Origin of the sequence: Haliscomenobacter sp. (assembly GCF_040403615.1) — a bacterium.
Classification (GTDB): domain Bacteria; phylum Bacteroidota; class Bacteroidia; order Chitinophagales; family Saprospiraceae; genus Haliscomenobacter.
The window spans coordinates 38,608-51,807 of sequence record NZ_JBBAKG010000021.1; the positions used below are offsets into that span (position 1 = coordinate 38,608).

The following is a 13,200-nucleotide window of genomic DNA, read 5'->3' on the forward strand; positions in this document are numbered from 1 at the left end:
GATTGGTTCGCAGATTTTCGCGGAATTCACAAAGAATTATCTTCGAAAATCTGCGTAAAATCTGCGTGAACCCCAATTTTTCTTTAAAACCGCAATGCCATGGCCAAACTCGGCAATACTGGCAATTGATTTACTCTCCGATTGGTAATCCGATCCACATAAAATACATTTTCGCGGTTGTACACATTGGTTACGCTGGCCGTCAACTCAAGGGAAGAGTAGCGCGAAAATTTAATCAGGTATTTCAAAGAAGCGTCCAAACGGTGGTACCAGGACAAACGCCCCCCATTGATTTGATCAGACAAAAGAACACCCAAGGGGGCATTTCCGCCCAAAACATTGGTTTGTAATAATTTTGTATAGGGATTGTTTTCGTAAAATCCTCGGGTTTGCGTGAATGGAAAGCCCGAACCAATGTTCCAACGAGCGCTTGCTTCCCATTGCTTGTTGAGCCCAAAACGCAAAGTGGACAGCAGGTTGATGTTGTGCCTCCGGTCGAAAACGGGATTGTACACTTGTACGCCATTGTCGCGATTGACCTTGGCATACGAATACGTGCCCCAGCAATACAAATTGCCCCGACTGTAGCGCAGCGTAAAGTCTACCCCATATGCTTCACCAGTTTCGGTCACGTAATTGGGATCCTGAGCACTGAGTTTGTTGCGGTTGATGTTGATGAGCTGGATGAATTGTTTCCAGTAAGGTTCTACGTTCAGTTCCAGGTATTTTCCCAAATCTAGTTCGAAACCCGCTACAGCATGCCAGGCTTTTTGCAAGCGGTGGTCAACCGGGGTACGCGAATTGGGTTTGAACAAACTCTCTTCGGGCCCGGCCAAAAATCCCACAAAGAAATTCACCACATCCAGGTCATTGACGGTACTGACCAGGTTCTGGGCGTATACGCCACCGGCTGCTTTGAAGCGCAAAAAATTGGTAGCGTTGTACTTTAACCCCAGGCGAGGCTCCAGCGACATTTTGGATTGGGAGGCATAATAATGCGCCCGAAATCCGGGTTCAATCACCAGGTTTTTGATTTCTTGCCTGAATTTGACATAGCCTGCCAATTCGCTGGTAAAATCTTGCTGCGCAAAAGACAAGCCCACCAGGTTTCTAAAGCGGAAATCTGTATTGAAGCCCACAAATTCAAATCCGTAATTCAATTGATTGCGGTGGCCGTAGTAGGTGAAATTCAGGTTGGCATTGTAAGTGGTGATACCGCTTTGACGTGGGCCACCATTTTTTTCCGCCAAACTGATGTTGTAATTGCTAAAACCCACCGTGCCGTTGAGTACTACATTGGAATTGTTGGGAATCAAGGTGAAATTGCCACCCCCTCCGGTGGAAGTCCAATTCAGTTTGGCCAGGCCGGCAAAATTAAACTGATCTGTAAAATTGAAGCCGAATACATCCAGTTTGCTGCCATTTTCGGCATTGAAAGACAATTTGCCATACAAGTCCGTGTACTGAAAGGGCAAATTGTTGGCAATGCTCAAACTGGTGTCGTTTTTGGCAAAAGCATAATAATTGCTGTCAATGGCATAGCTGTACAAGGAGCGGGAAGTCTGATCGATCAGCGCATGTTTGCCTGTGAACAGGAAAGAAATGCTGCTGCCATTTTCATTTTTTAACGGTTTGATGGGCCCTTCAATCAAGGCTTTGGCCTGAAAGGGACTGGCGGAAACCAGGCCACCCAGGCGTTTACGGTTGCCTTCGCGGGTTTTGATGTCCACTACGGCAGAGATGCGGCCTCCGTATTCGGCGTTGTAACCACCCGTATACACATCCATGTTGCGGATGGTTTCGGTTTCAAAAACCGAAAACAAGCCGATGGAGTGAAAAGGATTGTAAATGATCATGCCATCCAGTAGCATCTTGTTTTGCACGGGTGAGCCACCTCGAATGAACAACTGACCGCCTTGGTCGCCAGAACTCACCACTCCCGGCAGCACAGTTAAGTATTGCGCCACGTCGGCTTCTCCACCAATAGAAGGAGTACTCTGAATCTGTTTGGCAGATGCCGATAATTTGGAAATTTGAATTTGGGTTCGAGCCTGGGCACGCCGCCCTGAGATGTCGATCCCTTCCAGTTGAATTGGAGCAGCTTTGAGCAAAAAACGCTGGTAAGAGATGTTTCCAGCGCTCAGTTCCCGCTCAAAAACTGCTGTTTCGTACCCTAGGTAAGCCACCGATACCTGGTATTTTCCAGGAACAAGATTGGAAATACTAAAAAATCCATTGGCATCCGTAATGGCGCCCTGACCAGGGTTGTTTTGGATGCTGACGCTGGCGAACCCAATTGGATTCCCCGTCTCTTCATCGTAAACATTGCCCCGGAGGGTTGCATTTTGGGCTTGCAGCCAGTTGCCCAATAGCAGTAAGGGCAGCAACAACAATATTCTCATGTTTATTTTTTGTCTGGGAAAGAACTACTTAGGAAAACTCTAGCATTCCTGCACCTAAGCGCAACACTACGGGTTTTTCCTGGGTACAATCTACCACGGTTGAAGGAGTGTTTCCACCGTTTCCACTGTCGATCACAATGTCCACCAGCTTTTGAAAATCCTCGTAAATCAACTCAGGATCAGTGAAGTATTCCAGAATTTCATCGTCGGATTTGAGTGAAGTGGTCAAGATGGGGCGCCCCAATCCTTCTACGAGTTGGAGGGGAATGTTGTGGTCGGGGATGCGAATGCCGATGGTTTTTTTGCGGTTGCGAAACATCTTGGGTACATCTCCCGCCGCGGGCAAAATGAAGGTGAACGCTCCGGGGAGGTTGCGTTTGAGTAGTTTAAACGTAGGATTATCGATCTGGTGGGTGTATTCTTGCACCTGGCTGATGTCCTTGCAGATGATGGCCAGCATGGCATCTTTGGGGTCGAGACGGCGCAAACGGCATATTTTTTCCACTGCAGCCTGGTTGTTGATGTCGCAACCCAGGCCATAAACGGTATCAGTGGGATAAATAATGATGCCACCCTCATTGAGTTTCTCAATAACTTGATTGATTTTACGCCCTTCCGGATTGTCGGCGTTGATTCGCAGCAGCATAGGCTTCTTTTTGCCCAAGATAGCGGTTTTCTGCAAAAGTATTCAAACAAGAAGCTCGAGGAGGAAGGGAAAAGTGCTACTTGGTCATTTTCCATGCTTCTTCGGCATCATCTTGTCTGCGATTGTAATCCTCCAGCAAGTTGGATTGTTGTTCGCTACTGGCGGGATTTCCTGCACCGTACCAACCAAGGTTGTTTCTTTGTCGAAAAGCCTCGTACAAGGAAACGGCACAAGCCACCGATACATTCAAACTTTGCGCCATGCCCATTTGGGGGATGATGAAATTGCCATCCGCATGGCTAAGCGCCAATTCTGAGAGGCCATCCGCTTCGTTGCCAAAGAGCAGTGCTGCCGACTGGGCCAGGTTAAGTTCGTACAAGGATTTGGCGTCGTGGGCCAAATGGGTGGCATACACCTGAGCATAATTCCGGCGTACATGCTCCATACAAGCTTCCACATCTCGGTAAAGGTACACGTCGATCCATTTGCGGGAACCCGCCGAACTGCGCTTGCCCAATTCGAGTTTGTGGTTTTGCAATCCCGGGCGGGTATACAACACAAATACCTCGCGGATGCCAACGGAATCACAGGATCGCAATACCGCACCGACATTGTGCGGATCATCCACGTTTTCAAGGATTACCGTCAAATCAAACTGACGGTTTTGTACCAGTTGATGGATTTTTTGTACGCGAGATGTCTCCATCTTTTTCATCAAAATTTTCTAGCGCTGGATGGGAGGCAAGGGCTTGAATTGGAAGCCCGAAAACTCCAAAATGTGTACAAATTGATTTTCGTAGCGCTGGGTTGGTGCATACTGTTCGTTGCTGAATGGTGCATTGTTGACCATGCGGGTAAACACAAATCCGGTGTGCAGTCCTTTTCCTGGGTTGCGTTCCAGGTTGTCGCGAAGGTTGGGGCCAAAATTGGCCAGCATGCGGCCAAAATAGATCATTTGGTCATAGCCTGCAAACGCTTCTGGTTTGGGCAAGGCAGCGTAGCGGGCAAAAAACTCTTTTTTAAAGCTCAATACCTCTGGTGATTGCTCGTCGATGTAGGCAACCTGACTGACCCGCACCTGGCACTGCTCATACAACTCAAATTCCATGTGTTCAAAGTCCACCCATTGAGGCATGCCGTATACCACTACTTTTTGACCGCTACTTTTGGCGGCTTTTACCGCCCGCAACAGGTAAAAGATGTAAGTTTCATCAGCCCATGAAGGCACGATAATCGCGGCCTGGGCTTTGTTTTGAATGTAAGGACGTAAGTTGATGGTGCCGTAGGTTTTGTCGTCACCAGATAATGGATATTCCAAAAAAGCGGGATTGCCCATGGCCAGTTTGGGTGCATACGCTTTGCGCATGTACTCCAGGCAATTCTGTTCTCCAGGGACATTGCGGGTAACCACTACGATTTCATCCGGACGGAATTCACTCAAGGCATGATTCAACAATCCCTGGCAATGCGATTCCAGACTCGGATTCATCTGGAAGTAGTTGGGATTGTCTTGGGTGAGCGTGCCTACCGCGCTAAAGGACGAAACCATCGGTTTGTTGTTGCGCTTGGCAAACTCTGCAACGATCTTGATGTTGTCTCGGCGGTAAGGGCCGATCAGCAAGTGGGCATTTTGAATATCTGGCTGGCGCAACAGGCGGAACACCTCATTCGTGTCCGCCTTGGTATCCAATACACTTACATTCAAGGGAATGCCTTCGAGATTCAGGGCGCTCAGTGCCATTTTTAATCCGCCATAATACTGCAAGGCCCATTCGCTTACTGAATTATTGGCTACCGAAGAACTGGCTAGGCCGCTCATGAAGGGCAACAATACAGCAATATTGTAGGCTGGAAGGTTGTGGTATTGCCCGGGTTGGTTTACGGGAGAACTGGCATTGGGTACGATAGAAGATGGCACCCCAGGCACACTTGGAACTGCTCCTCGGCCAGTATTGGGAACGGGCAATTTTTTGGTGTCGGAAGCAATGGGTGCGGTACTGCCATTCCCATCTTTCCAGCGGATGGTATCGATTTTTTCCTGTGGATTGTTGGGGATTACGACCCAAGCTCTTTTGATTGGATCGTATACCGTTTTGCCAGTTGCTGGAGCAGGATTGTTTTGATTGGGTTTTGCCCCATATTCGCGGGGTACTTCGGCAGGCGCAGTTGTAGAACCCGTTGTTGAAACCGGTTTAAACATACTACACCCCATTAGCGATACAGCCAACAAGAAACCCATAAGTTTGAACGTTGAGGTGCGGCCAAATGCACGTGATTGACAAGAGAATGGAAGGTTATTCCCACTCAATAGTTGCTGGTGGCTTTGTACTGATATCATAAACAACCCGATTGATGCCTTTAACATTGTTGATGATTTCACTCGACACTTTAGCCAGAAATTCATAAGGCAGGTGACTCCATTCGGCAGTCATACCGTCTACTGAATTAACTGCGCGCAGTGCAACTGCTTGTTCGTAGGTGCGTTCGTCTCCCATTACGCCTACCGACTGGATGGGCAACAAGATCGTACCCGCTTGCCAAACTTGATCATACAGACCAAATTTACGCAGGTTATCGATATAAATGGCATCTGCTTCCTGTAGGAGCTTAACTTTTTCTGCATTGACCTCGCCAAGGATCCGAATACCCAGGCCTGGGCCGGGGAAAGGGTGACGTTGGAGGATGTTTACGGGGATTTCGAGTTCAGCACCTACCCGCCGTACTTCGTCTTTGAACAACATCCGCAGGGGTTCCACAATTTTCAACCCCATCTTATCTGGTAAACCGCCTACGTTATGGTGTGATTTGATGGTAACCGATGGGCCGTGTACGGAAATGGATTCAATCACATCGGGATAAATCGTGCCTTGTCCCAGCCATTTCACGCCAGCATATTTTGCCGCTTCTGCTTCAAATACTTCAATGAAAAGCCGGCCAATGATTTTGCGCTTGGCTTCAGGATTGGTCACGCCTTTTAACTCTTCGTAAAAATGCTCCTTGGCATCAATGCCGTGAACATTCAAGCCAAGGTGTTCGTAAGAGTCTAAGACCTGGTCGTATTCCCCTTTGCGCAGCAAGCCATTGTCTACAAAAAAACAGGTTAGGTTGTCTCCAATGGCGCGTGAGAGCAGGGTGGCAGCAACTGTTGAATCAACGCCACCGGAAAGGGCCATCAACACTTTTTCGTCGCCGATCTTTTCTTTGAGTTCAGCCACGCTGTGCTCTGCAAAAGATCTTGGCGTCCATGCGCCACTGCATCCGGCGATATTGACCACAAAATTGCGCAGCAAGGTTGCCCCATCCAGGGTATGGGTCACTTCTGGGTGGAATTGAATGCAGTAAACTGGAGCACCAAAAGCCCCGTCTTTGGATTTGAAGGCAGCAACATCTACACTTTCGGTACCCGCCAGTAGCTCAAATTGCTCAGGAATCCGCATAATGGTATCGCCGTGCGACATCCATACCTGTGCATCAATTTGAATATCTTCCAACAATGGATCTTGCTGATAAATGCGGTGCAAATTGGCCTTGCCGTACTCTCTTTTTTCTGAACGTTGTACTTGGCCGCCGTAATATTGAGCAATGTATTGAGCGCCATAGCATACGCCCAGCACGGGTAATTTGCCAATAATGGGTTGCAGGTCTATTTTAAGGGCATTTTCGTCGGTCACCGAGAAAGGGCTGCCCGAGAGGATTACCCCTTTGTAACTGTCATCAAGTTGTGGTGCCTTATTGAAGGGCACTATTTCGCTATACACGTTCAATTCCCGGATGCGTCGGGCAATCAATTGGGTGTACTGTGAGCCAAAATCGAGAATGAGGATCTTTTCCATCGCGCAAAAATAAAAAGTTGCATTCAAAAGATGTTGCTTATTTTCAGAAAAGAATGGAAAAGAACCCGCATGTCAGTATTATTGTTCCACCCGCTAGTCCAGGTCTTTCAAAATCAACGTAAAACATAGCGCTACCGCTGGTACGGGTTTCCAGCCCCGTACCATTATCCGCACGTCTTCAGACGTGTGTAACCGTATGGAAATGAGTGTATTAATTTAATCTACCCCGCTACGACCAGCCCTTCACCCGCTGGTGCAAGTCTTGCCCAGCAGCGGACTGCTGGTTCAATGTCTTCAGACTTGAACTGATTATTTCCGCGTATCTGACGCAGGAGTATGCACGTTGTAAAAGCCAAGGTGAGATTCAAGCATCAAATGGCAAGAAAGGTTCAGATTGAAGAAAAAGCATAAATTGCTACGCTAAAGAAAGCCTAAAATGGTGTATTTTTAGGAGTAGTGTGCATGGCTTAAGCTTAAGAGACGCGAAAATAATGGTACGGGTCATGAGACGCCGTACCAGCGTTGCTTCGGGTGTTTGGAACTGAGATGTGGGGAAAGACTTGTGCCAGCAGGTGGAAGGTGAAAGTGGGATGAATTTTACTACCAACTACCTGAATAAATGGAATCGACTTGGTGAAATTGCAGCGGAAGTTGCCCGAAATCGACCTAGTGATAAAAAATAGCCATAGATTCTTGTTGGTTGTAATGGTAGTATGCGTGCATTCTATGTAACAGGCTAATGAATGATGAATTGAAAGATGAGTGTGAAGTTTTGAAGAATGTTATGTTAATCTTCAAACAATTTAAATCATGACATTTCAAATAAGCTAATTTTCGAAGGGTCCAAAAGCTTTTGTAACCATTTCCGTTTTTTTCATACCTCATCGATTGAAGTTATGTGAGGACGAACTTTGAGGATTAGGGTTTGACTAAATTATTCGCAAAAATCTTCACTTGGCTAGATATAGCTGATTTGTGAATTTTATGTCGGGACTAATATTACTCAAACTGAATTTGACAAAACCTTTGAATGCCAGTAAATTAAAAACAACAGCCATGCTTATTAAATTTATTTTGGGTTTACTGTCTTTGTTTCCCATACTTCTTCAAGGACAAAACAAAAACCAAACATTGCATTTTTTTTTGGATGATTGCTATAAAATACTTGATTCTATACCTAATAAAACAACAGTTTATGATGGAATAGGAAAGGTAACTCTGTTTGACGTGAAGAATATATCTGACAAATTAAGTATTAAATATTTCAGTTGTCCAACTAATTTAAGTAAAAAAAAGTCCTTAGAGTACATAAAAAACGTTGGAGATACACATGCTAAAATGTGGCAAAATAACTCGATTTACATAAAGAAAAAGCAAAGTAAAATTAATAATAATTATGCTTATGTTGTCAATATTTTTTTAAATTTCGAAAATAAAAAAATGCAAATAATTTGTGTGCGAAGCAGAGATAAAATCTTTGAAATAATTTCATTTTCGGAGCCAGACTCATTGTTTAATAATAAAATTTACAATGACTTAAAGCACAAAAAATGTTTATAGATACCGCACTAGCTGGCAGGTGTATGGGGCTGGCTGCAAAGTGTGGACTTCAGCTACAATGCCCAGGGCTGGCTCAGCAGTATCAACGGCTGGAACACCAGCGCCACCGTCAACACCCCGGCGCTGTGCACCCCCGCCATGCCCAACCCGGCCTCGCCCGCCCGCACGTTTTACAACGATGCCAACGACCTCTTTTACATGGACATCCGCTACGACCAGCCCTTCACCGGCATCTCAGGTCTGACGGCAGCCCCCGCCCAAAAAGCGGGCAACATCAGCCAGATCGCCTCGCGCGTACGTGGCCGCGAAGCCCAGATCATGTCCTACATTGAGCGCAACAAGCAAAGATGGAAAAATATAGCAGGGTTTTGCTTTAGCGCTTGGTATACCACTCAACTCCCCCCGGATCAGGTACGGCCAATTGCCTTTTGTGGTGGTACAAAACCTCCAAGGCCAGTCGAGCGGCTACTTCGGCTTCTTCTTTTTGTTGCGCCAGCATTCCTTCAGGGGTATAATGGTTTTTGACAAAACCTGTATCGAATTTTCCACTGATAAACGCTTCATGCTGACAAACAAAGCGCCCAAAGGGTAGGGTAGTGGCGACTCCTTCAATTTGGTAAAGCTGAATGGCTTCGAGCATGCGTTTGATGGCTGCTTCGCGGGTTACTCCCCAAACCGCTAGTTTGGCCAGCAATGGGTCGTAATAAATAGGTACTTCCATGCCTTCTTCGATGCCATCATCTACCCGGATATGGTCGCCGCTTGGACGACGGTAGCGGACGAGTTTTCCAACGCTGGGTAAGAAATTGTTGAGGGGATCTTCGGCGCAAACTCGCAACTCGATGGCGTGCCCATGGATACGGAGGTCTTCTTGTGAAAAAGCCAACGCTTCTCCACGTGCAATCTTGATCTGTTGCTCCACCAAATCCAGTCCGGTAATGAATTCGGTGACCGGGTGTTCAACTTGCAAGCGGGTGTTCATTTCTAAAAAGTAAAAATTGAGCTCGGCGTCTACCAAAAACTCTACGGTACCCGCTCCTAAATAGTGACAAGATCTGGCCACTTTCACCGCGGCTTCGCCCATGGCTTTGCGAATCTCAGGAGTAAGAACCGCTGAAGGCGCTTCTTCAACCACTTTTTGGTGGCGCCGTTGGATGCTGCATTCGCGTTCAAACAGGTAAACTACATTGTCGTGTGCATCGGCAAGAACTTGTATCTCAATGTGGCGGGGTTCGGTGACGTATTTTTCGATGAACACCGAGCCGTCCCCAAATGCGGACGTTGCTTCGCTAATCGCTCGAGTCATTTGTTCGGCTAGTTCTGCTTCGTTTTCCACCACCCGCATCCCTTTTCCACCCCCGCCTGCCGAAGCTTTGATCAGGATCGGGTAGCCAACAGTTTGGGCAATGGTTTTTGCTTCTTCTACATCAATCACGGAATGGTCTACCCCGGGTACCATGGGGATGTTGTAGGCTTTGACGGTTTCTTTGGCGGCCAGCTTACTGCCCATTACTTCTATGGCGTGAGGGGTTGGGCCGATAAAGGTCATGCCTGCATCGGTGACGGATTGTGCAAAAACTGCATTTTCGCTCAAAAAACCATATCCAGGATGAATGCCATCTACTCCCAGGGATTTGGCTATTTCGATGATTTTGTCCCCCCTCAAATAGGATTGATTGGAAGGCGCAGGCCCCAACAATACTGCTTCATCTGCAAAAAGTACGTGAGGGGCATTGCGGTCAACCTCCGAGTAAACAGCAACAGTTTGAATGCCCATCTTGCGAGCAGTACGCATCACGCGCAACGCAATTTCGCCCCGATTGGCTATGAGGATCTTTTTCATACGGGTGTTCTTTATATGGGTGTGCATCATTTGATTGGGTGTAAACTAAAAAAAATATCCTTTTATCCCAAATGATACTTGTCAACACTTGATGTTGAGAGAAATTTGGCAGTTTTTAAAAAAAATATTTTCAAGACTTTATTGGTTCAATTTAATGATTGTCTAGGTTTTATCTAATCTAGTAAATTTTCATATGCTAATCTTTGTGTAAATAATACACAATCTTAATAAGAAACGCTTGACAAATTAGAATCCTTGTTCTATTTTTGTGTTACAGTATTTTACAGTGTTCTATTGGGGGCTGTCCGTTTGAGGGCAGCTTTTTTATTTTATGCCCATTCCTTACTTGATTTTTCCCCACTTTCCTTTTATCCAATTTGCGCTTGAATCGCGGAATGCCCCATAATAGGGTGCGATGCTGCGGGACAGGTCGTTGCTTACAATTCTCGACTTGGGTACAAATGCATTTTGAAATTGCTCCAGCAGTGCTGGACTCTCTTTGGGATAAAACAACCATGATTTCACCTGCGAATACCTGGGGCGCTGGCAAAGCTCCAGAGGATAACCCAATGCCAAAAGATTGTGGATAAAGGGTCGGGTATCGTTGCTCCAGGAAGCAACTTTGGGTAAAAGATTCACCGAATCCGTTCGTTCCAAATACACGGTAAGGTTGCTGATTTCGGGGCCGGTAGTGGCTTTTCTTTTTTCACTGGCGTCTCCTCCCTCCAGGGCAAAGCGCCCTTTTTCATCAAAACTGCGGTACTGGTGCTTTCCGGCTATGTACAATAAATTGCGGAGCAACCCATCGTAACCGGATTCCCAGTCAAATCCATCATCCTCTGCGTCAATACATACCAGGTATTGTGCGGCAAATGTACCCCCAAAAAACTCGAAGCAATCATCGTTAACATGAGATACCAGAATGTGATCGATCACCGTGCCTCTGCCTACTCCGGCCAGGGTCAATCCATTGGTTTCCTGATTTTCTACCAATACATCACCCGCGTATTCGATGCGGATGTATTGCAATTTCCCACTAGAGTGCTCAGGGTCATTTCCGCCGAAATAGCACAATTCAGGCTGGCTTTTCAGTTGGCTATAGGTGCAAAATTCGAGGTAATTTTTTCCTTGCACTGGGGCTTTTCCTAAAATTACGATTCCTCCCCAATCTCCAGCCTTTGGTTGGGGTTTGCTGCTGCTGAAAACGATGGGCTGCTCCGGATTTCCAACAGCCTGAATTTGGGCATTGCTGCCGATGATTAAGGTTGCTGCGCTATCGGCCAGGATTTTGGTGCCGGCTTCTATGTGCAGCACTCCTGTTTTGACAAAAACCATGCCTTTGAGCAAATAAATTTTGTCGCGTTCCAATTGCAAGTCATCTCCCTTTAGTTCTCCGCTCAAACAGGTATAAGGGGAGCAATCACTAGCAAGGCTGGGTCTTTCGTAAATGATAAAATACATAATCACCATCAAGATCAGCATCAAGCCAGCCACCGCTAACGGAATTTGAACTTCACTCATGGTGGTTTGCCAACTGATCTTTTCCAGTCTTTCTGCAAAAATACCCATATTGGGGCGATTCCTGGGTTCGGCATGCAGGGCTTCCAGTAACAATTGCCGCAAAGAACTGGGAATCAACCTGCTTTTTTGTAGGGCATCGTACCGATCGTGGGCATTTTCATGCTGTTTTTGTAAAATAACATCACACAGAACGGCTGCCAAACTGTACACATCGCCTTCGGGTAAACCATAGTAGGCACTCAAGCGCAAGGGTGAGCTATTGGCCACAGGTTTCTCCAGTCGTTCGGGAGGAATGTATACCCCCTCGGCTGGAACATTGAGGTGACGGGGGAGGAAAATGTCCTGGTAGTTGCGGGCGCGGTCAAAATCGCAGATCCAGGCTTCCATGTCTTTTTCATCTTCCAGGTGATTGACGAGCAGATTGTCGGAGTGGATGTCTCGGTGTACAATGCCTTGTAGATGAAAATTGTGTAAGGTTTTGGCAGATTTGACGAAATAATTTCTGACCTTTTTCCAATTTCGACTCGTTATTGGGGTTTCAAAAGGGTTTTCAGGATAAATGAAATGATAAAGCTGATCATTGCCTGGTTCATCTTTAGGCGGAGGTGCAAAAAAACACCATTGTAATGATCCCATCTGAGCGTGGGCGGCGGCAAACCAATTTTTGCCATTGGCAATCAACGGAACCACCCCTTGCACTCGCCGATCCTGGAGATCTCGAAAATCATTGAAAATCTCAGACTCCCAATTGATGCGATTGGATTTATCTGGATCCATTAAACCTGGGCGCAGTTCCTTGACCACCACTAATTTTTGATCCCAGGCATCCCAACTCAACCAAACGGGTTTGTCTGCCTGGGTTCTAATGTTGTACAATCCCCAAAAACGATGAGGCAAAAATTCGTGGTGTGCCGTATGACCAGGCATTACCCCCCAAGCGCGGTAACCTTCAAATTGTTGCGTATTTGACCAGAGTTTTAAAGCGAAAAGTGCTTTTTTGCGATCGGCAGGGTGGGCGTGGCTTTCCTCAATGAGATCGTGCAATTGTTTTATTTGATAAAGGGCAACGTAGGTACGCCCTGCGTCGTGTTCATCAAGTGAGTCCGCATCTAAAATGGTGTTTATTCTTTTGGTAAGATTCAATGTAGCTTTCTCAAGGGTATCCTTTTGGAGCGGTGTATCTGCAAAGGCTGCAATAAAAGCTGTTTTATGGGGTTCAATGACATCAGGTAGCGGCGTTTGCGATAGCAAATCCTTTGCTTCTCCCCATTGTTGGTGTTTCAATAGGAAGTAAATGTAACGCAGCCGGCCAAATTGGTTCATAAAAGATGGAGCTAAACTGGCTCTAAGTTAAAGAAAGGTATGGGAAACTAGTGTGGGTATACCTCAAACTTA

At 46.4% G+C, this 13,200-nt stretch carries 8 protein-coding genes; 1 reads left to right on the forward strand and 7 read right to left on the reverse strand.

Translation table 11 applies throughout. The features are described from left to right. Positions 1-83: 83 nt before the first annotated feature. The 5 genes from ABW391_RS09005 to guaA all read right to left on the reverse strand — a co-directional run bounded on the left by ABW391_RS09005 (position 84) and on the right by guaA (position 6,881). Positions 84-2,402, reverse strand: coding sequence for a TonB-dependent receptor (locus tag ABW391_RS09005; protein WP_353481518.1), 2,319 nt, complete (start codon positions 2,400-2,402; stop codon positions 84-86). Positions 2,403-2,430: 28 nt separating this feature from the next. Next, positions 2,431-3,048: an L-threonylcarbamoyladenylate synthase gene (locus ABW391_RS09010; protein WP_353481519.1), complete on the reverse strand. Its 618-nt coding sequence runs from the start codon at positions 3,046-3,048 to the stop codon at positions 2,431-2,433. A gap of 76 nt (positions 3,049-3,124) precedes the next feature. Continuing rightward, a complete protein-coding gene (locus ABW391_RS09015) occupies positions 3,125-3,754 on the reverse strand; it encodes a TrmH family RNA methyltransferase (protein WP_353481520.1) in 630 nt (209 codons plus the stop codon). Between the two features lie 18 nt (positions 3,755-3,772). Beyond that, entirely contained in the window at positions 3,773-5,386 is a 1,614-nt protein-coding gene (locus ABW391_RS09020) for an ABC transporter substrate-binding protein (RefSeq protein WP_353481521.1), read from the reverse strand. After that, entirely contained in the window at positions 5,343-6,881 is a 1,539-nt protein-coding gene (guaA, locus tag ABW391_RS09025) for a glutamine-hydrolyzing GMP synthase (RefSeq protein WP_353481522.1), read from the reverse strand. The genes ABW391_RS09020 and guaA overlap by 44 nt, the downstream gene beginning before the upstream one ends. Before the next feature lie 1,014 nt (positions 6,882-7,895). Here guaA and ABW391_RS09030 point away from each other — a divergent pair. Further along, entirely contained in the window at positions 7,896-8,441 is a 546-nt protein-coding gene (locus ABW391_RS09030) for a hypothetical protein (RefSeq protein WP_353481523.1), read from the forward strand. 373 nt (positions 8,442-8,814) lie between these two features. Here the strand turns inward: ABW391_RS09030 and ABW391_RS09035 are convergent, their stop codons facing one another. Both ABW391_RS09035 and ABW391_RS09040 read right to left on the reverse strand, forming a co-directional pair. Continuing rightward, a complete protein-coding gene (locus ABW391_RS09035; RefSeq protein ID WP_353481524.1) occupies positions 8,815-10,284 on the reverse strand; it encodes an acetyl-CoA carboxylase biotin carboxylase subunit in 1,470 nt (489 codons plus the stop codon). Between the two features lie 342 nt (positions 10,285-10,626). Beyond that, positions 10,627-13,128, reverse strand: a complete 2,502-nt coding sequence (locus ABW391_RS09040; RefSeq protein WP_353481525.1) for a beta-helix domain-containing protein — start codon at positions 13,126-13,128, stop codon at positions 10,627-10,629. Between the last annotated feature and the right edge of the window lie 72 nt (positions 13,129-13,200).